Here is a 24,978-nt window from a genome sequence, read left to right as displayed (position 1 = left end):
AATCATCTATTTATTTCTTACTAAGGAGGCGGTTCTATGCTACGCTACATACGTTTTTTATGGAAATGTAGCCAAACACGATTTCAATTTTTTTCCTATCCTTCCTTGCAAAAAGCAAAATTCTTAGCTGAAAATAATTTGTCCTTCTTAGCAGGGATTTATTATTTAGACTCTAAAGAATATACGGAAGCTGCATCTTGCTTTGAAAAAGCTGGTGCTTATAAACACCTTATTATTGCTTATCAAAAACAAGGTCTGTATGGGAAAGCCATTACTTTAGCAGACCAAAAAAAATATTATGAACGTGGTGCTGCTATTTGTTTGCACATTCATGATTATCAAAAAGCAGCTTATTTTTATAGTTATTTTAATCCTTTAGAAGCTGCTAAGCTTTACAAACAAGAGTACTGCTTTTATGAAGCTGGTTATGCCTACCTCTATGCTTATAATGGTTTGAAAGCCATTGATTGTTTTAGGTGTTGCAAAAATCCATTGCAAAAGGAGCAGGGTTTAAAAGAAGTGGCAGAATTTGCGCTAGTCCTTTATTTTACTAAACAATATGAAGAAGCATTCGAACTCTTTATCAAACTGAATGATTATTATTCTGCTCTTGAATGTGCTAAAAAATTAAAAGAAGATGAATTAATTAAATCTACTTGCTTACTCATTGGTATGGAAGAAGCAGAAAAAAAGCACTACTCTTTTGCAGCTAAATGCGTAGAACCTTTTGATACGGAATTAGCTATGTATTATTATAGCTTAGACCATGCCTACGAAGAAACTGTACGTCTATTGCTCACTCATGGCGATTATGAGAAGGCGTTACACATTTGTTTGCTAGAAAATGACTTGAACCGCGCATATGAAATTGCTTCTACTTATAATCCTACCTTACTCAGTTCATAAAATGCAAGTTCTTTCCAAACTACTTTAAAAGAAAGGGAGCAACCTATGGCACATGCCTAGATTACTCCCTTCATTACTTGTTATTATAAAAGAGCTTCTCCTGCACAAATCTGTGAATAAATAGCAGGTGCAGGTACAGTAAATACACGATCTTGTAAATATAGAAATGGTGCCTTACAAAGTTCGAATTTCACTTTATATGCACATAAAATCTGATACTTTAAGCCGTACTGAGAAGCAAAATATTGATTTTCTATAGGGTCACCATATTTAGGATCTCCAATGATGGGATGTCCAATTTTACTTAGGTGGGCTCTAATTTGATGCGTTTTCCCTGTCACCAACTGTACTTCAACTAAAGTATATCTACCATTGGTCTTTAAAGGAAGAATGCGAGTTTCTACAGGCTTAGCACCTTCTACATATTCTGTTGTAATCTTTACTTCATTTTTGCCTTCCTGCTTTATATGATAACCTTTTAAAATCATTGGAGCTGTTACCCTACCTAGTACAATACTCATATAATACTTAGAAATTTGCTTCGTTTGAAGCATCTCTCCTAGTACTTGAACCGCTGGAATATGTTTACCTACTAATACAATACCTGCTGTATTACGATCTAGGCGATTACATGGTGCCGGTGTAAAACCTTTAGAGGTTTTGGGGTCATAACTCCCATTATCTTTTAAATAAGATAAGACTTCATCAGCCAAACTATGCCCTGTTGCTGTATCTTTTTGAGTAAGTAATCCCATAGGTTTATTAACAATCAGTATATGCTCATCTTCATAAACAGTTTGAAAGCTAATAGGCACTTTTTTTACTTCTTTTTCACTAGAAAAGGTCTTAAATTGTTCTTCTGTGAAAAAGATTTTTATTTCATCACTTTCTTGTAAGATTTCATTGCCTTGAGGTTTCTTCCCATTGTATTTAATTTTTTTCGTTCTCATTCCTTTATAAATGAAGCTTTTAGGACATTCATTTAAATATTTCATCAAAAATTTATCTAAACGTTGATTTGCTTCTAAAGGCGTAATTGTAATCTGTCTCATTTTTCCACCACTTACATTAATAAATCATTAATAACTTTCGTATATTCTCCTAATTTCTCATTGGTATAACATGCATCTTTTTCAATTTTTATTGCTAGATTCTTTATTTGTACTTCATTATCTACATGCACAAAATGAATAGATTTTATCGGTATACCTTTACTTGCTAATTTATTTTCGAGACACAAACGGTATTTTTTTATCATCTCACTACTTTCACTAATGAAATACATACTTCTAGAAGTTACTACAATATGCTCAAAAAAAGCAGTTCCTCTTGCGTCTGGTATAATCGCACTATGAAATAAATCGTAACTCCCTTTCATTCCTTCTAAAATCTTAGCTGATACTTCTTTTCCATCCTTAAACTTTCTAAATCCTATATAACGAGATAAATTAAGTGCAATACCTAAAACTAAAACACCTGCTATAACTGTGAAATAATTTTCTCTCTTTCCTGCTAAAAATAAGCCGCTTCCAAAGAGTACTGCCACAACCGCAGTCCATATTAGTGTATGCTTCAGATATTTTTTCTTCTGTTCTTCTATATAATGACACCCTTGTACTATCATTTCATCACCTTATTCCGCATAAATCATTTTTACTGTCATACCACCATCAATTACAAAATTACTTCCAGTAATAAAACCTGCACCCTCACTCGTTAAAAATAATGCAGCTTCTGCTACATCCTCTGGCACACCCACACGTCCTACTAAATGTTGCATATGATCTTCTTCTGTAAGTGCTGTAAACTTGCGATCTTTTTTCTTTTTCCATTCTGATACATTAATCCAGCCTGGACTAATGGCATTCACACGCACACGATGTGCTAAACTATTAGCTAATGCATGAGTTAATGCAAGGAGTGCTCCCTTGGAAGCTGTATAAGGTTCTGTATGAGGTTCACTCATTAATGCTCTTGTCGAAACAATATTTAAAATACTACTTCCCTCTGGCATGTGCATAGCACAATATTTACTACAAATATATGCTCCTGTTACATTCACTCGTAAAGTCTCTTCAAAGGTAGCTACACTTCTAGTAAATAACGTATCATTTTCACCTTGGATCTGTACTGCTGCATTATTAATCAAAATATCTATTTTCCCATAACGCTCTACAACTTGATTAACCATTTGTTCTACAGAAGCTTCTTCTTTTATATCAGTCTTAATAAACAAACATTCTCCACCTATTGCTTTAATTAAGCTTTTGGTTTCTTCTCCTGCTTCTTCATCAGATTCTGCAATAATAACAATAGCTCTTTTCTTGGCATATGCTAAAGCCATACACTGTCCTATGCCTTGTCCACTTCCTGTAATGATGACCACCTTACCAAAATATGCCATGGTCTTCCTCCTTCGGACTCATTCATAATTTTACATATGAATTTATTATATCAAATAAAAGAACTGTCGTATACTCTTTCTATTAGAAATTGTCCAGCAAAAATGCCCTAGATTTATTTCTAGGGCATTTTGATTCTTAAACAATTGTTTGATCTTTAAATTCAGTTTGCGCATTTTCTACATTTTGTGCATTTCCAAATACGCAATAATATTCTTTTTCTAAGCATTCTTTTACAAGAGGTGCAAATTGCTTAAGTGTTTCATTAGTTGTTGCAAAGAGTTCATCTCTGCTTTGTTGAAGCTGATGCTCTTTGATTCCCATCAAGTAGTAAGTCTGAGCTGTTTTTCCCTCGGTAGCAGGTGTAAATGGAAAATCCATTTGACTAATAGTTCCGATTAAATACTGTAATAACTCCCTGTCTGAAAGTTGAAGTACTTCTAAATAGCTTGGTATTTCTTTGTAGAGCTCTAGAGTTTGATCAATATTAGGATCACGATAAGATACAAAGAACATATTACCACTACGCCTAAAATCACAGAAGCAACCGTAGGCACCATTTTGTACACGAACTTTACTCCATAAATAGTCCATTGATAAAACAGTTTTTAACATCAACATGCCACCATGATAATTATAGCCTTGCTCTTTAAAATTATAACCCATTGCCACATAGTTAACATTACTTGGATAAATCATAGCTTCTTTTTCTTCTGTTATATCAAATTTCATCACAAGAGGCTCTATCTTTTCTTCTGGTAAGTCATCCATCTGATTTTGAATAATAGGAATGATTTGAGAAGCTTCTTCCTCATCAACTGTTAAGCCTACCGTGATACGTTTTTTATTAGCCAAATAACCATAAGCTTCTTTTAATGCACTTATGGTTTGATCTTTTACACTAGACCAGTTTTTCTCAATATCACAAACAAAATGATAAAAAGTAATACCCTTTGTTTTTTCTTCAAAAAGCTCTGTGCTAGAGAGATGTGCTAGTAATCTACTATAAGCAATGCGATGTCCTTCACTACTTATAGCCGATTCCATAAGTGCTTTCATCTCACGTATGATTTCTAATAAACGATCAGCATTATCAAATAAGGTATTTTGTAATATTTCACCCATCATACGTACTTGCTCAGAAACTTCATTAATAAGAGCTTTCGACTGAATCAGAAAAGTAGGTAGATAACCGTCTCTTTGATTGGCATCATTTAATGCTTGAATATGATAAGACATACTACCAATGTGCTCATCAATGTGACTAGATAGTGCTTCATAGGTGTAGTGTTTCGTATCTAACTTACCTAGCATACCTACAATCATCCCCAAATAAGGCATGTGTTTATCTTCTATACCTATTAAACTGATATGCCAATTCACATAAGCAATTTTATTGGTGAATACTGTAGTTACCACATAATCTGTTTCCTGTTCTTTTCTAACGACATACTTTGGATATTTTGCTTTGCGTCTTAGGTCTTCTCTTTGTAAGAGTGGAATACACTCTGCTGCACCTTCTGCATCTGGCGTCATTTGAAAAGCATTAAAGTGCTTAGTTGCGTCTATTAAAGCTTGTAGTTCTTTCTCACTAAGACTAGCTTTATATGCTGCTAACTTTTCTGTAACTGCATCTTCTATTTCCTTCTCTAGTCCAACTTTAGGATATAGCTCCACCTTTGCACAATGCTTATTGTTTAAAATATGTTGTTTGATGAGTTCTTCATAATACCCATTTTTCAAATTAGTTTTTAAGGCTGCTAGTTCTTCTTCATATTTTAAATACACAAAAGGAGAAGCATCATAAATCCAACTTTTCATAGCTGCTAAACTATAAAATAAACCTTTTGAATAACCGCTAGAATCACCTTCTCTTAATTCAAACTCTTTAACTTGTAAGGCACCTTTTAATAAATGCTCAGGTAATCCATTTTTAGCTAAATCTTCTAATACTTCATGAATGACCTCATAAAAACGTTGCTTTTTATCCTCTACTACATTTTTACCTACAATTGTAAACACTGGTTGTTTTAAATGAGTTTGAAAAGCTCCATAGACATCTTCTCCAATGCCCTCTGCAATAAGTGCTTTTTTAAGTGGTGAAGCAGGTGTGTCTAAAAGCACATATTCTAAAATAGACATGGCTAACATCAACTGACGATTACCTACATCTCCTACTACAAAGTTATAAGATAAAAATAGACCATTATCTTTATCCGGTGTTGCAGAGTAATACGCTGTCTTAGTTACTACCTCTTTAAAAGCTAGCTCCTCAGCTATATGACTATCAATCTCCATATAACTGAATTTTGATAAATATTCTTTATCAATATATTCTAATGTTTTCTCAGGGTCCATGTCTCCATACAAACAAATATAGCTATTAGATGGATGATAATATGACTTATGAAAATCTATGAAAGCTTCATAGCTTAAGTCTGGAATATGTGCAGGTGCACCACCTGACTCATGTGCATAAGTGGTATGCGGAAATAGGGTTTCTTTAATCAATCTAAATCCAATTTCCTCTGGAGATGAAAAAGCACCCTTCATCTCATTGTAAACAACACCTTTATACTCAATAGGTGCCTTTACATCCTCTAGGTGATAACGCCACCCCTCTTGCATGAGAATTTCTTTTTGCTTATAAATATTTGGGAAAAATACTGCATCTAAATAAACATCCATAAGATTTTGAAAGTCTTTATCATTTTGGCTTGAAATTGGATAAAGTGTTTTATCTGGATAAGTCATTGCATTTAAATACGTATTAAGCGATCCTTTAGCTAGCTCTACGAAAGGATCTTTGAGTGGATATTTTCTAGAACCACATAATACAGAGTGCTCAATAATATGTGGTACTCCTGTACTATCCTTGGGTGGTGTACGAAAACCTATACAAAAACTTTTATGTGGATCTTTATTGGCAATAAGTAATACCTTTGCTTTTGTTGCTTCATGTATATAAATATCTGCCTCGCTATCAATTTCCTTAATATATTCTGATTGTTGTAATAAATATCCTTTAATTGGATAAGCCACAGCTTCCCCTCCTAATACTTGTAATTGGTTGATATTGTCAATACTTTTATTATAGGCATTTGTTTTCCATTTGTCTATGTATAAAACGTAGCTTCTTATCAATCCTTATTTTATTATTATGTGATGAAATCAAAAAAAAATAACACCATAGGTGCTATTTTTCTCATTTTATTTTAAGCGCATTATTCTGCTTCTTTATCTAATTGAATACCCATTTCTTTAAGTTCTTGTCTGTTATCATATACTTGACGAAGCATATCTGTAATATAAGCTTCAAAATTTTGTACCTCGTCATGAACAGCTTCTAATGTATTTTTGAGATGTTGTTCCATATCACGACAAGTATCTTGTGCATATTCAATAGACCCTCTATGAATTTGTTTTGCATCCTCTTTTGCAGTTTCTACAATAGAAGTTGCACGCTCTCTTGCGAACTGAGTAATTTCATTTCTTTCAATCATCGCTTGTGCTTGTTCTCTAGCTTCTTCTACAATAAGGTGTGCTTCTTTTTGTGCTTCTGAAAGAATTTTATTCCTTTCTTCTACAATCCACACCGATTGTTGTACTTCTGTAGGCAGTTTTAATCTAATCTCTCTTACTAGCTCAATCATAGCATCCTTATCAATGGAAATCTTTCCAGATAAAAAGCTGGTTTTGCCTTCATCAATTAAGTCTTCTAGTTGGTCTAATAAAAGTGCGATTTCACCACATCTTGCATTTTCCACTTTATCTACCCCTCATCTTATTTATTTTTAACTTATCGGCTACAGCTGGTGGTACAAAAGCTTCATATTCGCCACCAAAACAAACAATTTCTCTTACAGCAGTGGAACTCATATAAGCATGCTCTGGTGCTGTCATTAAAAAGACTGTTTCTAGACCCTTTAATAAGCTACTATTTATTTGTGCCATATTCATCTCTTGCTCAAAATCTGAGCCATTGCGAAGTCCCCTAATAATCACTCTAGCTTGTTTTTGATGAGCAAAATCTACTAATAAACCTGAAAAGCTATCAATTTTTACATTTTCTAAATGTTTAGTCGCTTCCTTCATAACAGCTATTCGCTCTTCAACAGATAATAGTCCTGTCCCTTTTTTAGGATTAAGGAGTACTGCCACAATGAGTTCATCTACTATTTTAGCTGCTCTTGTAATAATATCTAGATGTCCATTAGTCATTGGATCAAAACTTCCTGGATAAATCCCTCTATTCACTGCCCATATCCCTTCTTATAAAACTAAGTGTAGTTGTTTTATACTGCTTTTCTTTCCATAATACCAAATTTTGAGGTAACTTTACAATAGTCTTTGTACTTCTTTCGAGAATAATGTAGCCGTCTTCCTTTAAAAATTTCTTTTTAGCTAATATTTCTAGAACAGTTTGTATATTTTCCAAGGCATACGGTGGATCCATAAAGATAATATCAAATTGTTCTCCTTCTAATCTTTTTAATGCTTCAAATACATCAGACGCCACTACTTTAGCTTCGGCCTTTAAACGCGTCTTTTCTAAATTCTGTTCGATACAGGCTAAAGCTTTAGTATCTTTTTCTACAAGAACAGCTCGTTTACCACCACGGCTTAAGGCCTCTATGGCCATGGCACCGCTGCCACTAAATAAATCTAAGAACTCACACTCTGGTATATCAAAAGCAATCATATTAAATAAAGTTTCTTTAATTCTATCTGTTGTAGGTCTTGTATTCATCCCCTCTGGTGCTTCAAGATGTGTGCCTCTACAACGCCCACTTATTACTCTCACAATGTATCCTCCTTTTTAAGGCAATTAATAGTAAAAAATAAAGAATGGAGAATTGTTAATTAAAACATTTCTCAGGATTAGTACTTATTATTTTTATGTCAAAATTTCTCACTAGTCTTTCTAATGGCTCATTCTTAATTGCTTTTTAGTTTTTCACTATTCATTATTACTTCTTTATTGCCTTTTAATTCTTCATTGCTCTTCAATTATAAAGCATTATGCAATGATTGTTCGTTTAACCTTGCTTGAATCTCCTGCAGCAATTGATTATTCTGGGTTTCGCCTAAATTTGGATCTATTGCTAATAGATTTTTCACACACCCTTGTACCTCACCTAGCACTTTAGCATCCGTATAAAGATTGGCAATTTTCATTTCTGGAAGGCCATGTTGCTTCGTCCCAAAAAATTCTCCTGGTCCTCTAAGTTTAAGGTCCGTTTCTGCAATAACAAAGCCATCTGTACTCTCTTCCATAATTTTGAGCCTTTTTTTCGTCACTTTATTTTTTGAATCACTTACTAAAACACAATAAGATTGATGTTTGCCACGACCTACCCGTCCACGTAATTGGTGCAGTTGAGCAAGTCCAAACCTTTCTGCATTTTCAATTAAGATAATCGTTGCATTTGGCACATTAACCCCTACTTCAATAACGGTAGTAGACACAAGAATTTTAGTCTCTGCTCTTGCAAACTGTGCCATAATCTCATTTTTTTCTTTTGGCTTCATCTTACCATGTAAATAAGCTATAGGAATATGAGGAAACACCTGTGTTTTTAAATACTCTGTATATTCTATTACATTTTTAAGCTCACTAGTCTTTTCGCTTTCTTCTACCATAGGACAAATAATATAACATTGTCTACCTGCTTCGATTTGCTTTTCTATAAAGCGATAAATCCGTGGATGATAAGCTGAATCTACAGCATTCGTACGAATAGGTTGCCTTCCTGGTGGCAACTCATCAATAATGGAGATATCCATATCCCCATATAAAATAAGTGCTAAAGTCCTAGGAATAGGTGTAGCTGTCATAACCATTACATCTGGCAAATGACCTTTCTCTGTTAATTTTAAACGCTGCCTTACTCCAAAACGATGTTGTTCATCGGTAATCACTAATCCTAGGTTTGGTATTTCCACATTATCTTCAATCAAGGCATGGGTTCCCACTACAATCTGGATTTCATTGGTTTTAATAGCCGCTAACAATTCTCTTTTTTGTTTAGCTGTGGTAGAGCCTGTTAAAAGACCAACTTGTATACCAAATGGCTCCATAATTCCTTTGATGAATTCATAGTGCTGCACAACTAATACCTCAGTCGGAGCCATAAGTGCACCTTGGAAGCCATCTTTAACAACTAAAAATAAACTGATGGCTGCAATAACCGTTTTCCCTGAGCCTACATCTCCTTGTACTAAACGATTCATTGCATAAGGACTTTTCATATCGCCTACAATCTCACGTATCACCCTTTTCTGTGCACCAGTCAGCTCAAATGGTAAAGAAGCCATAAAAGCTTTTAATTCTGATGTTACATCATGAGCAATTCCCATGAGCTTAGTGGCAAAGTCCGCTTTTAATTGATATAAGGAAAGCTGCAGCATAAAAAGCTCCTCAAATACAAGGCGTTTTCTTGCTTCAAAAAAATGCTCTGAATCCTTTGGAAAGTGAATCCCCCTTAAGGCTTCCTCTTTACTTACAAGATGATATTGCTTAATAATGCGTTCTGGAAGAGGATCTTTGACTTCTGGTAGCACCTCATTTAAACAGTGTTCTATTAAACCCCTAATCACTTTTTGTGATAACTTCTGCGTTGTAGGATAAATAGGGGTAATTTTAGCTACTGTCCCTAATTTTGAGGGATCAGCTACCTTTTGATATTCAGGAGAATCCATTTCTAATTGACCATACTTATGTTTGATTTTCCCATAAAGTAAATATTTTTCACCCATAACAAAGTTGTTACGCATATAAGCTTGTCCAAAAAAAGTAACCATAATGCTACTTGTCTCATCTTTCACTCGAAAACTGACTAAAATCTTATTCCCTTTCTTAGCAATTTGTGGCTTACTACATACCGTTACCAGCACATTTTGCGGTTCATCTAATTCACATGCAGCAAGAGGCGTAATTTGTCTACGGTCCTCATATTCTCTAGGATAGTGTTCTATCATATCCTTCAAGGTATAAATCCCTAATTTTCTAAGTTTATCTCCTACTTTGTCTCCTACCCCTTTAAGTTCATTAATGGAATCACTTAAAAGCACCCTTCCTCCTCCTTTCCACATAAAAAAGGCAAATCCACACACATTGTATGGAATTGCCTATGAGTTTATGCTTATTCTGCAGAAATCATAAAGTAATATACAGGTTGGTTCCCATGGTAAAGTTCAACGTCTGCATCTTCAAAAATAGCTTCTGCATCTTTTTGATAATCTTTAGCCACTTCTTCTGTGATTTCTTCGCCGTAATACACAGTAATAACTTCAGCATCTTCTTTCATTTTTTTAAGCAATTCATTGAAAGTTACTTTTAAATCTTTGTGATGTACTACAATACGTCCTTCTAACATCCCTAGGTATTCACCATCTATAATATTTTCACCTTCTAAAGTTGTATCTCTTACAGCAATGGTAATCTGAGCTGTCTGTACACCTGATACAGCTTCCTTCATATCTTCCATTAGCTCTTCAACATCTCCATCATGGCCATCCTTGGCAATCATAGCTGCAATACCTTGAGGCATAGTTGTTGTTGGTAGTACAAAAACTTTTGTTTCTTCATCTATAGCTGCTGCTTGCTCTGCAGCTAAAATAATATTTTTATTATTAGGTAGCACAACTACTTTTTCAGCATGACATGCTTTAACCGCTTTTAAAATATCTTCTGTACTAGGATTCATGGTTTGACCACCCTCAATCACTTGGTCAACCCCTAAGCTTTTCATAATGTCTGCAATACCACTACCTGCAGCAATAGAAACAAAACCTAGGTCTTTCTTAGGTTCGCTACTTGCTTCTTCACCTTCATTAAAAATAGAAGAATGTTGCTCTCTCATATTCTCAATTTTTAAGTTATGAAGTGCACCAAATTCAAGTGCTTTTTGAAGAGCTAGTCCCGGATTATCTGTGTGTACATGTACCTTTACATATTCCTCATCCGATACGACTACAATACTATCACCAATACTTTCAAGGTACGCTTTAAAACTTTCTTCTTCATATTTAGAACCTTGGTTTTTAGTTGCAATAAATTCTGTACAATAACCAAAGGTAATATCTTCTGTATTAAAATTCTTAAGTGCCGCAAATGCTGCTTCGTTTGGCGCTACTGTCGGTTTTTTAATTTCAATTTGAAGGTTTTCAATAATAACACGGGCTGCACCTTCTAATATGCATAGTAATCCTTGTCCACCTGCATCTACAACACCAGCTTCTTTTAAAACTGGAAGCATATCTGGTGTTTTATTAAGTGTTTCATAACCATGTTGAAGCACACTTTCAATAAACACATTCATATCTGCTGTTTCAAGGCTCATCTCAAGAGCTTTAATTGCAATCTCTCTTGCTACAGTTAAGATTGTTCCTTCTTTAGGTTTCATAACTGCTTTATAAGCTGTATCTACTCCTTTTTGGAAAGCATTAGCAAGTACTACAGTATCAATTTCTTCTCCATTCTCTGTAGCTTCCGTAATACTTTTTGAAAAGCCTCTAATAAGCTGAGATAAAATAACACCTGAGTTTCCTCTAGCTCCTCTTAAAGAACCTGTTGCTGCTGCCTTAGCAATAGAGCTATAATCTACTTTAGTAGCAGCTTCTACTTCCTTTGCAGCCGCTAAGATTGTTAATGACATATTAGTTCCTGTATCACCATCTGGCACTGGAAAGACATTCATTTCATTAACCATCTGCTTCTTTTCATCTAGTAGCTGAGCTCCTGCAATAAACATTGCTTGAAGCTGAGCTGCATCTATTTTTCTAACTTCCACTTTATATGCCTCCTCAAACCCATCAAGGTTCTTATACAAACTATTATTCTTTATCTACTCTTACACCCTCAATGAAGATACGAATACTTTCGACTTCAATACCAAGTGCATCTTTTACTTTGTATTTTACTGTACTCATTAGGTTATCTGCTACAGCAGAAATCTTAGTACCGTATTCGACTATAACATGAAAGTCAATATTGGCTTTATTTTCATTTAAACGCACGGCTATCCCTTTGGTTAAGCTTTCACCCTTTAATAGATGTACAATGCCGTCTTTTACGTTTCTAGCGGCCATGCCAACAACGCCATAACACTCCATAGCTGTTACACCACTAATCTGTGCAATAACTTCTTCGTTGATTATTATATGACCATATTCATTTGAAAAATTACTTGGCATAAATAGACCTCCTCATCTAGTCCATACTCATTTCAATTTAATTAAATTTTTTATCATTATATCACATCATTGTCAAATAAAAAAGCCTTTATACATCCAAATCATCGGAAAGTGAATTTTTCCAAAAAATTAAACGTCCTACTACTTGCAATATGTCCTATTATCTGTTACAATAACCCTTGTTATGTCACGGATTTAAGACAAGGAGGTGTTCAAATTGGCAAAATGCGAAATTTGTTCAAAAGACGTACATTTTGGTATTAAAGTGAGCCACTCTCATAGAAGATCTAACAAAATGTGGAAGTCTAATGTTAGAAAAGTTAGAGTTAACCAAAACGGAGCTGTTAAAACTATGAATGTTTGTACACGTTGCTTACGTTCAAACTTAGTAGCACGTGCGTAGTTACAAGCTTGCTATAAATAAAGCGATTACCTTTCGGTAATCGCTTTTATTTTTATCATATTTCTAAAATCTATTCTCTATGACTTAAATTTTAATCATTTGCTTTAATGACTATCAAAACACCTTTTTTCATTGTTACTTCTGCTACCTGACCTAGTAAATAGTTGCTAATTCCAAGACTTGTCCCTATAGGTATAGTAGCATTGTGAAGCGCATAGGCCAGTCCTGTTGTTGTCACCCCTTCTACATCACCCGCAAAAGGAATAAGACTTACCAAATCTCCTTTTTCCCCTTTAATGATGCACTGATGCATCGCTAAAGATACACTATTATTGGGATTTAACAAACGTCCACTTATTCCTCTTTTTAATAGAGGGTATAAAAGATGAATATTAGCTAGGCTATGATCTAATCTACTTCCTAACCCACCATATATATCCACTTCTTTTGCACCCATTTCAATAGCTTGCTGAACTGCAATTTCTGTATCTGTTTCATCTTTTTCAGGTTTAAAACGCAACACACGAATGCCCTGACTCTCAAAATAAGTTAAGTCCTCTTCACTTCCACTGTCAAAATCTCCGACTATTAAATCTGGTGTGATTCCTAATGCTCTAGCATGACATATACCACGATCTGCACAAATAACTCGGTCATAGTGACTTTCCTCTTGACAAAAACTATAGTCTCCATATTCTCCATTTGTTAAAATAAGTACTTTCATAGGGCTTAGCAGCTTTCAAAAAGTTTTACAAAAGCCTTTGCATTTGCCGTAGCTGCTTTACCATCAAATACAGATGAACCAGCCACCAGTACATTAGCACCTGCTTTAATAATTGCCTCTGCATTATCCATTGTTACACCACCATCTACCTCAATAAGTAAATCCAATCGATTATGTTTTTGTGCTAGAGCTTTAACTTGCATCAATTTCTCTAGTGAATAAGGAATAAATTTTTGACCACCAAAGCCTGGGTTAACGGACATAATCAGCACTAAATCAATATCCTCTATAATGGGTTCTAATAAACTTACAGGTGTTCCTGGATTAAGTGAAATCCCAGCTTTCATTCCTAAATCATGAATACGTTGAACAACTCTATGAATATGATGAGTTGCTTCAAGATGAACTGTTAATATATCTGCACCTGCCACCTTAAAATCTTCTAAATAACGTTCTGGTGCCTCAATCATTAAATGGACATCCATTACTCCCTTAATATGAGGGCGAATACTTTTAGCTACAGGTGCACCTAATGAAATATTAGGAACGAAAGCACCATCCATAACATCCACATGGATATAAGTAGCGCCTCCCTCTTGTACACTCTCTATCTCCTTCTGCAAATTAGCAAAATCCGCTGCAAGTATTGAAGGACTCAAATGAATCACATTACCATCTCCTTATCTCTTTTAATTGTTTGTAGTACGCTGCATATGCTTCATAGCGCTCCTCATATATTTCTCCCTTTTCTAAAGCTTTAATGACCTCACATCCCGGTTCATGTAAATGGGTACATCCTCTAAACTTACATGAGCCTAAGAAAGCATCAAACTCTGGAAAATAGTATTGAAGCTGATCCGCTTCCATACCCTCTAATTGTAATGAAGTAAATCCTGGTGTATCTAGTACAAAGCCACCTTCACTTAATGGGATAAGCTCTACATGTCTTGTGGTATGTTTACCTCTTTTTATCTTATCACTTACCTCTCCTGTTTCTAATTTCAAATTCTCTTCTATAGTATTAATAAGTGTAGATTTTCCAACACCTGATGGTCCTGCGAAAACAGTTGTTTTATTCTGTAGCTTAGGCATCAGAAGTTCTGTGTTAATTTTCATTTTCGCTGATAAACAAATCACTTCATAGCCTATTTTAGTGTAGCGTTCTACAAGCTCAGCATATTCATTTTCATTACCTTCGTCTATTTTATTCAGTAATATATAAGGGACGATGTCTTCTTTTTCAATGTGTAGCAAAAAGCGATCCAAAAGATCTATGTGAAGCTGAGGATAACTCACTGAAAATACTACCATGGCCTGATCTACATTAGCCACGGCTGGTCTAATTAAACTGTTTTTTCGCTCTAGAATTTCTTCTATAGTTCCCTCTAAATAACGATCATTTGAATTTTCTTCCTTTTTCAAGCTAATAAGCACATTATCCCCTATGACGGGGATAATGTTTTTATTTCTGAATTTACCTCTTGCTTTACATTCATAGATAGTCTTATTAGCTTCTACATAGTAAAAGCCTGCTATACCTTTAATAATCGTACCTTCTAGTCTCATTTACTGCACCTCATTAAAATCAATAGGGTCTTCATATTTAGGCTCACCATCAATCGTTACAGATAGGATACCTTTACCTGAACCTTTTAAAGAAAGCTGTATAGGAAATTGATCCTTTGTCACAACACCATCGAAAACCGGATCTGAACCACTAGCTAAAGTAAGCACTGCTACCACATGATAACTTTCCTTATCCTCCTCTATTTGTACAGGAAGTGACAATGCATATGTTTTTGTTACCTCTGTTGGTGCTGTAGGCTGACTGGGATCAGTAGTTGGGCTTGGTTCTGGGCTTGGTGTTGGTTCTGGAGATGGTTCAGGCATAGCTGGACCTGTACTTACGATAACATTGATACTACTGCCTTCTTCAATTTCTGTACCTACAGCTAAAGCTTGATCAATGATTAGACCCTCTGCTACAGTCTCACTACTTTGTGTTTTTTCATTACCTAATTTAAGATTTGACTGTGATAAAATACTTCTTGCTTCCTCCGGTGTTCTTCCTTTAACATCTGGAACAGTTGTCATTTGAATCTTCTTGTCTGGACCTGAACTAACGTACAAAACAATAGGATCTCCTGATGCAACCATACTCCCACCCACTGGTGTTTGACTAATAACTTTGCCAATTTCAACGATTTCATCTGCTTGTGGTCTAATGTCTACCGCACTAATATCTAAGCCTAACTCTTTTATTTTAGCTAGTACATCTCTTTGGTCTTCTCCCGTAAAATCAAGTAATTCTACAGTTTCGCCTTCTGGCAATACTTCACTATCATCTGGAGCTAACTCTACTTCTACTATAGACTTCTTCTTAGCTTTTTCACCTGATGATGGCTTTTGATTAATAACCACTCCTACTTCATCACTACCTACTGCAATTTTAATTTGTAGATTACGCTCTTTAAGAAGCTGTGTTGCTTCTTCAAGAGTCTTTCCTTCTAAATCTGGTACAGAAACCATATTCATATTTTTGCCTAAAGAAGGAATCCAAAAAATACATGCTAAGGAAATAGCCACTACCAGGGCTAATGTGGCGAAAACACCACCTGCTCCCACTAGTATTTTATATAACTTTGAAACCTCTTCATCCTCTTCTTCATCTTGCAAAAAACTGGTTTCTTCTTCGTAAATACTAGACTCTTTTTCAGAAGGCTCTTGGTCTGCCTCTACCTCTTTGCTTTGCTCTCTTAACAGCTGGGTATCCGCTGGTGACAATAAAATAGTTTTTTCTGTAATTTCTACGCCTTTAATTTCATAGTTAGGATTTTGTAAGATCCCTTTCATGTCATAAAGCATCTCATCTGCATTTTGATAACGATCCATTTGACCTTTGCTTGTTGCTTTTAAAATAAGTTGCTCCAAATTTTTAGGAATAGCCTTATTGAATTCTGATGGTCTAGGAATTTCTTCGTTAATGTGCTTGAGCGCTATAGAAATATGTGAATCTGCTTCAAAAGGCAGCTTCTTAGTAGCTAATTCAAAAAGGACAATACCACAAGAATAAAGATCACTACTCTCATTAACATACTTACCTTTAGCTTGTTCAGGTGAAAAATAATGAACAGAACCAATGGCATTACCGGTGGCAACAATAGTAGATGAATCTACAGCTTTAGCTATTCCAAAATCTGTTACCTTTAATACACCTTCATTGGTTAATAAAATATTCTGTGGTTTAATATCACGATGAATAATTTTCTTGCTATGGGCATGCTTTAACGCTGATACCATTTGCACGCCTAACTCTAATACGGTTTTAGCTGGAAATGGTCCTTTTTCCGCAATGACTTCTTTTAATGTTTTCCCTTCAACATATTCCATAACAATATAATGTAAATCCTTATCACTACCTACATCATAAATACCTACAATATTAGGATGTGAAAGGCTAGCTGCTGAAAGTGCTTCTTTTCTAAATTTCGCTACAAACTCTTCATCTTGTACGAACTCTTCTCTTAACTCTTTAATAGCGACATAGCGTTGTAATCTATTGTCCTTTGCTTTATAAACAATAGACATTCCACCTGCACCAATTTTTTCAATGATTTCATAACGTTCTCCCAATAGGGTCCCTGGCGTTAACATGTTTTTTCACCTCTTATTTTTTCACAATAATTACTGCTATATTATCCATTCCGCCTTTTGCGTTTGCTTTTTCTATGAGTGAATCAACGATTTCTTCCGCTTCCCCGCTACTGCGACGTACACACTCATGAATTTCCTCGTTTGATAACATAGATGTTAATCCATCTGAACAAAGTAACATATACTGAACTTTACTTAGATCAAACATCACTGTATCAATTTTGACTTTTGCATATGTACCAACTGCGCGAGTAATGATGTGTCGTTGTGGATGTGCCCTTGTCTCATTTTCAGAAATATAACCTTGCTCTAACATTTCTTGTACTAAAGAATGATCTGTTGTGGCTTGAAAAATACTACCTTCATTCATTAAATAAAGTCTTGTGTCACCTACATGAGCTAAATAGACAATATCTTCTATGACAGTTGCTACCGTCATTGTTGTTCCCATGCCATTATAGGCTTCATCTTGCTTTGACTTTTCATAAATAACATGATTAGCATTTCTTATTCCTAGTTTCAGTAAAATAGTTACATCTTCTCGGGTCTTTATATCAATATGCTTATGTGCTTCTAAATACTCACAAAAAGATGAAATAGCTAATCCACTTGCAATACTTCCTGCTTTGTGTCCACCCATTCCATCTGCCACAATATATAAATTAGGCAGAATACCAATAGGTGAATTAGAAACGAAGATGGCATCTTCGTTTCGCACTCTTTTTCTACCAATGTCTACCTTGCCAATAGCTTGCATGCTATTCACCTCGCTTTTTAAGATACCTACGTCGTAGTTGTCCACAAGCTGCATCTATATCAGCGCCTAATGTTCTACGTAATGTTGTAGGCACACCGTACTGCTCTAAAACACCTTTAAACCTTTCAATACTTGAAGCTTTACTACTTTTATAACTTCTTTCATCTATTTGATTAACAGGAATGAGATTAACGTGACAAAGCATCCCTTTTAAAAGGCCACCTAAACGTCTGGCATCTTCTTCCTTATCATTTTCGCCTTCAATTAATGCGTATTCAAATGTAACTCTTCGGTTGGTTTTTTCAATGAAATAGTGACAAGCTGCCAATACCTCTTCTAAGCTGTATTTTCTAGCAATAGGCATGATTGCTTGGCGCCTCTCATCTGTTGTGGCATGAAGAGAAAGTGCCAAATTAATTTGAAGTTTCTCTTCTGCTAAGGCTTTTATTTCTGGTACAAGACCACAGGTGGATACAGTGATATGACGTTGCCCAATATTTTGTCCTGATGGATGATTAATAAGCTCCACAAATCTTAAGGTTACCCCTAATTCTTCTAAGGGTTCTCCACTTCCCATAATAACAATATTGGATACGCGTTCATTTGTATCTTTGGAAATGGCATAAATTTGCCCTACCATCTCTGCTGGTAAAAGATTTCTAACACGTCCTTCTACAGTAGATGCACAAAACTTGCATCCCATACGACATCCTACCTGAGAAGAAATACATACGGAATTACCATGTTTATAACGCATTAAAACACTTTCTATTATATGTGAATCTGATAACTCAAACAAGTATTTTATTGTCCCATCTATTTCTGAACAAAGCTTTTCTACGATTCTAAGGGGCTGGATAGGATAATTTTCCTTGAGTTTATCTCTAAGCTTTAATGGTAAATTATTCATTTCATCATAATCCCAAACCATCTTTTTGTGGAACCACTCAAAAAGCTGCTTTGCCCTAAATTTACTTTCTCCATAAGCCAGTATTATTTCTTCTAACTCTGCTATGGTATGATTTAAAATTTCATTCATACTTAAACTCCTTTTTTAAAACTAGCAATGAAAAAGCCATCTGTACCAGCCATATGAGGTAAAATTTGAATCATACCTTTTTCTTTAATGGCTTTCTTTAGTGGGTTAGGTATAGTATCTACTATATTTTCTAATTCTAAACCTAACGCTTTGATATAGCTTACCATTCCTTCATTTTCTTCATGAGAAATAGTACACGTACTATAAACCAATCGCCCTCCTGGCTTTAGATAGCTTATAGCTGCCAAAGCTAACTTTTTCTGTAAGGCTACAATCTCAAGCAGCCCTTCTTTTGATTTATGTGTTCTTATATCTGGTTTACGCTTCATAATACCTAACCCAGAGCATGGTGCATCTAATAAGACTTTATCGAAAGCTTCCACGTAACATTCATTCTTTAGTGTACCGTCTTGCAAGGTTGGCTCAATAATGGTTATCCCCATACGCTTGGCATTCTTCTTGATTAATTCTAACTTATGTGGATGGATATCACAACTTACAATACGCCCTTCATTCGCCATAAGCTCTGCCATATGAATGGATTTACCTCCTGGGGCGCTACACATATCCAAGATACAATCACCCTTTTGGGGTGCCATAACATGTGCTACAAGCATAGCACTTTCATCTTGTACTGTCCATTCGCCTTTTTTAAAAGAGGGACTATTTTGAAGGTTATCTACGCCTTTAAGATAAAAGGCTTCCTCTAAAAAAGCGCCTTCTTTTAACTGAATGCCCTCTACTTTAAGGGTCTCTTCAAATTCTAGCTTATTTGTTTTTAGCGTATTATAACGTACACATACCTCAGCTCTCTCATTAAGTGCTTCACAAATAGATTTTACCTCTTCCTCTTTATAAACCTTAAGCCAATCTTCTATCATCCATTCTGGAATGGCATAATGAATACTCATTGCTAATACTAAATTTTTTGTTTCATCTGGATAAGTAATTTGTTCTCTTTGGCGGTCTATATTTCTAAGAATACCATTCACAAATCCTGATAGGTTTTGAAACTTTCTTTTTTTAACAATCTTTACTGCTTCATTAATAATGGCTGAAGTAGGTACTTTATCGAGATATAACATTTGATACAAACTCATACGCATTACATTTCTAATGAGGGGTTTCATTCGATGCACAGGTGTTTTTGAAAACTGATTAAGAATATAATCTAGCTTAATCTGGTACTTTAGTGTTCCATAAACGACTTCTGTGACAAAGCCTTTATCCTTTGCATCTATATCTTGAAGGGCACGTTTCAACACTAGCTGTGCATAACTAGCTTCTTTTTCTATTTCTATTAATAAGTCTACGATTTGCTCGCGTACCGTTTTATTCATACCTAAAACCTCTCTTTTACTTATGCTTATTATTTCATACTATAATGTACCACTAATTCTAACATTTAACCATCCTTTTAGCAAAAAGTGGTCATCAACCCAAAAAGAGAGTGCCTCCTCCTTCGAGTTAAAGCACTCCCCATTTTTAATCATTATTGCGGTTACTAATCATAATTAAACGAATCAAAGATAAAATAGATGCCATGGCTGCTGCCACATAGGTTAATGCTGCTGCATCTAATACTTTTTTTGCACCCACTAATTCCTCTGGTGCCAGAATGCCACTTGATTCTAACGTAGCTAATGCCCTCTTAGAAGCATTAAATTCTACCGGTAATGTAACAATGGCAAATACTGTCGTAATAGCAAACAACCAAATACCTATATCTACTAAGAATGGCATACTTCCAAAGAATAAACCAATAAATACCAGTGGCATAGATATACGACTCGCAAAATTAGCAACTGGATAAATAGTATGTCTAAAGCGTAAAAAAGCATAATCGTTAGCATCTTGAATAGCATGACCTGCTTCATGGGCAGCTACCCCTAATGCAGCTATGGAATCCATGCTATAAACACTTTCAGAAAGTGCCAATGTCTTGTTAACAGGATCATAAAAATCTGTCATTGATCCACGTACAGGTTGAATAGAAATATTAATATTGTTCATTGCTAAAATACGTCTTGCTGCTTCTTCTCCTGTATATCCTGAAAGGGTCCGCTTTCTAGAATAAACATTAAAAGTATTTTGTACCTTTAAACTAGCATAAAGGGGTATAATCATCATAGCTAAAGTAATCCATAAAATTTGAGAATTACCTCCATAACTGTAGAGCATACGCTTCACTCCTTCAACTTATATACCTAGTATCACCCCTATATCAAGCGTATTACCCTTAATATATTCGGAAACTGGCATACGTTTTTTATTAGGCATTTGAATTTCCTGAATGCATAGGCTTCCATCTAAAGTTTTAACAAAAATCCCCTCTTTACTTACTTCTAAAATGGTCCCTGGCGCACCTTCTCCTTGTTTCAGCGTTTTCACTGCTTTCCAGATTTTCATTACCTCACCTTTATAGTAAGTATAACCACCTGGCCAAGGATTAAGTCCTCTAACTAAGGCATCGATGCTACTTGTAGAAGCTTGCCATTTAATCTCACCTAAACTTTTTTGAATAAGTGCCGCATAAGTAGCTTCACTTTCTTCTTGCCTTTGTCTTTCTTTACCACCGGCAATAATCATAGGCATAGCTTCTTTAAGAGCCTCTGCTCCTACTATTTTCATTTTATCATGAAGTGAAGCATAAGTATCTGCTTCATCAATCACTATCTCTTTCTTAAGCAGCATATCCCCTGTATCCATGCCTTTATCCATGTACATAATCGTAACACCTGTGATTGGCTCTTCGTTAATAATAGACCATTGAATAGGTGCAGCTCCTCTATACTTAGGAAGTAATGAGCCATGAATATTAATGCAACCATATTTAGGGATATTTAATATACTTTCAGGTAAAATCTGTCCAAATGCTACTACTACAATAACATCCGGATTTAAAGATTGTATGTGGTTGTAAAATGCTTCATCCCCTCTTATCTTCTCTGGTTGCAAAACTGATAGCCCATGTGCAAGAGCTACTTCTTTTACAGGCGGCATGCTTTCCTTCTTTCCTCTACCCTTTGGCTTATCAGGTTGTGTCACTACAGCACTCACCGTATATTTTTCATCAATTAACATTTCTAAAGTTGGTACTGCAAAATCTGGTGTACCCATAAATACAACGTTCATAACCTTTTCCTCTTTTCCTACCTGTTACTCTACTTCGAATAAATCGCCTTCTACTAAGTCAACGAATAATTTGCCCTCTAAATGATCAAATTCATGAAGCATTGCTCTTGCCATAAATTCTTTTCCTTCTATCTCAAACACATTCCCATTTCGATCTTGCGCACGCATTTTTACATAGTTAGGGCGTCTTACTGTTCCGTATCTTTTAGGTACACTTAAGCATCCTTCTTCCCCTAATTGTTCGCCTTCAACTGCAAGAATTTCAGGGTTAACAAACTCTACTGGACCTTCTCCAATATCTACAATAAAGGCTCGTTTAAGTAGGCCTACTTGAGGTGCTGCAATGCCTACACCTTCAGCAAGATACATTGTTTCTTTCATATCATCTAATAAGGTCCATAAACTTTCATCAAAACTTTTTACAGGTTTTGATATCTTTCTTAAAACTTCTTCTTTTTCTGTTCTAATTGTTCTAATTGCCATAATTGCCTCCTTAATTTATAACATGGCCAGTGGGTCTACATCCCATTGTATTTTCGTGCCACTTACTTTTTCTTTATTATAAAACTTTTCTAAGCAAAATTTACCGTAAATTAATAATTTTTCTCTTTCTTCTCCTACAATAAGTAATCGCCACCGATATTCATCACCTATTTTGCTAATAACGGCGCTAGTAGGTCCAATCACCCTAAAGTGACTTTGTCCTTTTTGACTGTAATAACGATAATATTGACTTAGGAGTTGAACAGTACGAATGACTTCCTCTTCATCTAGACCTGAGACTAATAGTGAGAAAATATGGGTGTAGGGTGGATATCCTAACATCTCTCTATTAGCTAATTCCTGCTCATAAAAAGCTTCTTGGGCATTGTTTCTAATCACTTCCATCACTAAATGATTTGGATTATAGGTTTGAATAACAACACGTCCTTTTTCTTTTCCTCTCCCTGCTCTTCCCATAGCTTGAGTAAGGAGTTGATAAGTACGCTCATTGCTTCTAAAATCTTGCATAAAAAGAGATAAATCAGCTGATAAAACTCCTACTAGCGTAACCGCAGGAAAATCATGCCCTTTAGCAATCATTTGTGTGCCAATAAGTAATCTTACTTCCTTTTTTCTAAAAGCAGATAAGATTTTTTGATGTCCTTCTTTACCTGTGGTAGTGTCCATATCCATCCTAGCCACACCATAATTTCCAAAGCACTCCTTTAAGTAAGCTTCTACCTTCTCTGTACCACTTCCCATAAAACGAATATATTTACTGCCACATTCAGGACAAACCTCCGGTACATCACTGGTTTTACCACAATAGTGACATTGCAATATCTGCTGGGAAGCATGATAGGTCATAGATACATCACAATGATCACATTTAATCACATGTCCACAACTTCTACAATTAATAAAAGTAGAATAGCCTCTTCTATTAAGTAATAACATAACTTGACCATCAGCTTCAAGTGCATCCTTAATGGCTTCAAATAAAGTATGACTTAACACCGAATTATTTCCTTTTTGTATCTCTAGGCGCATATCTACAACATCCACCTCAGGTAACACGGCTTCACCTATTCGCTTATTCAAAGTAAGCAAACTATATTCACCACTTCGTGCTGCAGCATAACTTTCGATACTAGGTGTAGCAGTAGCCAGTAAAACTTGCCCCTTATTTTGCATCATGCGTTTCTTTGCAATATCGATGGCATGATATTTAGGCGTTGTTTCAGATTTATAGCTACTCTCATGTGCCTCATCCACTACAATAAGTTTAAGATTATCAAGAGGCATAAATACAGCACTTCTAGGTCCTATTATAATAGATACCTCATTATTTTTAGCTCTCATGTAAAGTCTTTGACGTTCTTTGGCACTCATTCTACTATGGCTTAATGCAACTCGGTTACCAAAGCGTTCTTTAAATCGAAATAAGGTTTGGTCTGTTAATGCAATCTCCGGTACCAACACTAAAGCAGTTCCTCCACGCATAAGAACTTCTCTAATAGCATGTAAGAAAACTTCCGTCTTCCCACTTCCTGTAACACCTTCTAGTAAAATGGTACGATATACATTTGCTTCATTTAAAGCCTTTAAATATTGCACTGCTTGCTCTTGTTGATCATTTAAAGTTTTAAAACGCATTTCACAAATAGGATCTGGACGATAAACAACTTTTTCTTCCTCTATATAAATACATCCATTTTTTTCTAGTGTTTTTAAAGAAGAAGCGCTTACCTCAGGTAAAGCCAATAACTCCTTTTGATTAATGTCAGTATGCTCTCTTAAGTAATCAATTAACCATTTTTGCTTTGCAAAAGTTTGCTTATGAGCATTGGCATTACAATAAGCTTTAAGTTTAATACGATCCTCTACAAGTCTTACCTTCTTTTCACTCATTTCCTCTACTGCAATAGGCTCTTCTTTTAAACCTGGTGGCAAAACAACATCTATTGCGGCTGCATAGCTCGTTGCATAATAATCTACAATAAAGCTTATGAGTTCTAACTGCTTATTATCTAAAATCGGTTTTTCGTCAATTAGAACCACTACTTTTTTTAGACGATACCCTGTTTCTTGAACCTCATTCATAAGCTTAACCACATAACCTAGTTGTAAGTGATTATATCTACCAAAAGGTACTTTTACACGTTGCCCTACTTGGATGCGTGAACTTATTTCAGGTGCTACCTCATAAGTAAAAGGACGGTCGATCTCATTCACTGTTGCAAACTGAATAATAATTTGTGCATAGCAAGGCATCTT

Annotated in this window: 23 protein-coding genes; 2 read left to right on the top strand and 21 right to left on the bottom strand. The window is 35.3% G+C overall.

Annotated elements, in window-relative coordinates; genetic code table 11:
* The first annotated feature begins 36 nt into the window (after positions 1–36).
* Entirely contained in the window at positions 37–906 is an 870-nt protein-coding gene (locus EKH84_RS11430; RefSeq protein WP_127066394.1) for a hypothetical protein, read from the top strand.
* Between the two features lie 83 nt (positions 907–989).
* On the opposite strand, the gene EKH84_RS11425 is transcribed toward EKH84_RS11430, so the two are convergent.
* The 10 genes from EKH84_RS11425 to EKH84_RS11380 all read right to left on the bottom strand — a co-directional run bounded on the left by EKH84_RS11425 (position 990) and on the right by EKH84_RS11380 (position 12,506).
* Positions 990–1,958 carry an RluA family pseudouridine synthase gene (locus tag EKH84_RS11425; protein ID WP_127066393.1) on the bottom strand — a complete coding sequence of 323 codons (969 nt, stop codon included), beginning with the start codon at positions 1,956–1,958 and terminating at the stop codon, positions 990–992.
* 11 nt (positions 1,959–1,969) lie between these two features.
* Complete coding sequence (locus EKH84_RS11420) at positions 1,970–2,530, bottom strand: hypothetical protein (RefSeq protein ID WP_127066392.1); 561 nt, start codon at positions 2,528–2,530, stop codon at positions 1,970–1,972.
* A 9-nt stretch (positions 2,531–2,539) separates the two neighbouring features.
* Complete coding sequence (locus EKH84_RS11415) at positions 2,540–3,310, bottom strand: SDR family oxidoreductase (protein ID WP_127066391.1); 771 nt, start codon at positions 3,308–3,310, stop codon at positions 2,540–2,542.
* 136 nt (positions 3,311–3,446) lie between these two features.
* Positions 3,447–6,350, bottom strand: a complete 2,904-nt coding sequence (locus EKH84_RS11410) for an insulinase family protein (protein ID WP_127066390.1) — start codon at positions 6,348–6,350, stop codon at positions 3,447–3,449.
* A gap of 182 nt (positions 6,351–6,532) precedes the next feature.
* Entirely contained in the window at positions 6,533–7,075 is a 543-nt protein-coding gene (locus EKH84_RS11405; protein ID WP_127066389.1) for an ATPase, read from the bottom strand.
* 1 nt (position 7,076) lies between these two features.
* On the bottom strand, positions 7,077–7,565 hold the full coding sequence (gene coaD, locus EKH84_RS11400; protein WP_013656808.1) for a pantetheine-phosphate adenylyltransferase: 489 nt from the start codon (positions 7,563–7,565) through the stop codon (positions 7,077–7,079).
* The gene (rsmD, locus tag EKH84_RS11395; protein ID WP_013656807.1) at positions 7,558–8,112 is read right to left on the bottom strand and encodes a 16S rRNA (guanine(966)-N(2))-methyltransferase RsmD; all 555 of its coding nucleotides are present in this window, start codon (positions 8,110–8,112) and stop codon (positions 7,558–7,560) included. Before rsmD ends, coaD begins: the two co-directional genes overlap by 8 nt.
* A gap of 206 nt (positions 8,113–8,318) precedes the next feature.
* A complete protein-coding gene (recG, locus tag EKH84_RS11390) occupies positions 8,319–10,382 on the bottom strand; it encodes an ATP-dependent DNA helicase RecG (protein ID WP_127066388.1) in 2,064 nt (687 codons plus the stop codon).
* A gap of 71 nt (positions 10,383–10,453) precedes the next feature.
* On the bottom strand, positions 10,454–12,103 hold the full coding sequence (locus tag EKH84_RS11385; RefSeq protein ID WP_127066387.1) for a DAK2 domain-containing protein: 1,650 nt from the start codon (positions 12,101–12,103) through the stop codon (positions 10,454–10,456).
* Between the two features lie 43 nt (positions 12,104–12,146).
* Positions 12,147–12,506, bottom strand: a complete 360-nt coding sequence (locus EKH84_RS11380) for an Asp23/Gls24 family envelope stress response protein (protein WP_013656804.1) — start codon at positions 12,504–12,506, stop codon at positions 12,147–12,149.
* 217 nt (positions 12,507–12,723) lie between these two features.
* On the opposite strand from EKH84_RS11380, the gene rpmB reads away from it, so the two are divergent.
* Positions 12,724–12,909 (top strand): 50S ribosomal protein L28, encoded by a 186-nt coding sequence (gene rpmB, locus EKH84_RS11375; protein WP_013656803.1) that lies wholly within the window; start codon positions 12,724–12,726, stop codon positions 12,907–12,909.
* 91 nt (positions 12,910–13,000) lie between these two features.
* On the opposite strand, the gene EKH84_RS11370 is transcribed toward rpmB, so the two are convergent.
* The 11 genes from EKH84_RS11370 to priA form a co-directional block, all read right to left on the bottom strand.
* A complete protein-coding gene (locus EKH84_RS11370) occupies positions 13,001–13,633 on the bottom strand; it encodes a thiamine diphosphokinase (protein WP_013656802.1) in 633 nt (210 codons plus the stop codon).
* 5 nt (positions 13,634–13,638) lie between these two features.
* On the bottom strand, positions 13,639–14,301 hold the full coding sequence (gene rpe / locus EKH84_RS11365) for a ribulose-phosphate 3-epimerase (RefSeq protein ID WP_013656801.1): 663 nt from the start codon (positions 14,299–14,301) through the stop codon (positions 13,639–13,641).
* Position 14,302: 1 nt separating this feature from the next.
* A complete protein-coding gene (gene rsgA / locus EKH84_RS11360; protein ID WP_013656800.1) occupies positions 14,303–15,199 on the bottom strand; it encodes a ribosome small subunit-dependent GTPase A in 897 nt (298 codons plus the stop codon).
* A complete protein-coding gene (gene pknB, locus EKH84_RS11355; RefSeq protein ID WP_127066386.1) occupies positions 15,200–17,287 on the bottom strand; it encodes a Stk1 family PASTA domain-containing Ser/Thr kinase in 2,088 nt (695 codons plus the stop codon).
* 13 nt (positions 17,288–17,300) lie between these two features.
* The gene (locus tag EKH84_RS11350) at positions 17,301–18,044 is read right to left on the bottom strand and encodes a Stp1/IreP family PP2C-type Ser/Thr phosphatase (protein WP_190283306.1); all 744 of its coding nucleotides are present in this window, start codon (positions 18,042–18,044) and stop codon (positions 17,301–17,303) included.
* 1 nt (position 18,045) lies between these two features.
* Complete coding sequence (gene rlmN, locus EKH84_RS11345; RefSeq protein WP_127066384.1) at positions 18,046–19,083, bottom strand: 23S rRNA (adenine(2503)-C(2))-methyltransferase RlmN; 1,038 nt, start codon at positions 19,081–19,083, stop codon at positions 18,046–18,048.
* Between the two features lie 2 nt (positions 19,084–19,085).
* Positions 19,086–20,423: a 16S rRNA (cytosine(967)-C(5))-methyltransferase RsmB gene (gene rsmB / locus EKH84_RS11340; protein WP_127066383.1), complete on the bottom strand. Its 1,338-nt coding sequence runs from the start codon at positions 20,421–20,423 to the stop codon at positions 19,086–19,088.
* A gap of 145 nt (positions 20,424–20,568) precedes the next feature.
* On the bottom strand, positions 20,569–21,264 hold the full coding sequence (locus EKH84_RS11335; protein ID WP_127066382.1) for a zinc metallopeptidase: 696 nt from the start codon (positions 21,262–21,264) through the stop codon (positions 20,569–20,571).
* 18 nt (positions 21,265–21,282) lie between these two features.
* Positions 21,283–22,218, bottom strand: a complete 936-nt coding sequence (fmt, locus tag EKH84_RS11330; protein ID WP_127066381.1) for a methionyl-tRNA formyltransferase — start codon at positions 22,216–22,218, stop codon at positions 21,283–21,285.
* Between the two features lie 24 nt (positions 22,219–22,242).
* Entirely contained in the window at positions 22,243–22,701 is a 459-nt protein-coding gene (def, locus tag EKH84_RS11325) for a peptide deformylase (protein WP_127066380.1), read from the bottom strand.
* A 15-nt stretch (positions 22,702–22,716) separates the two neighbouring features.
* Entirely contained in the window at positions 22,717–24,975 is a 2,259-nt protein-coding gene (gene priA / locus EKH84_RS11320; protein ID WP_127066379.1) for a replication restart helicase PriA, read from the bottom strand.
* Positions 24,976–24,978 lie beyond the last annotated feature (3 nt).

Source organism: Cellulosilyticum sp. WCF-2 (genome assembly GCF_003990395.1).
Lineage (GTDB): Bacteria > Bacillota > Clostridia > Lachnospirales > Cellulosilyticaceae > Cellulosilyticum > Cellulosilyticum lentocellum.
Note: the sequence above shows the minus strand (reverse complement) of the source record. Positions and strands in the feature narration are given on the sequence as shown.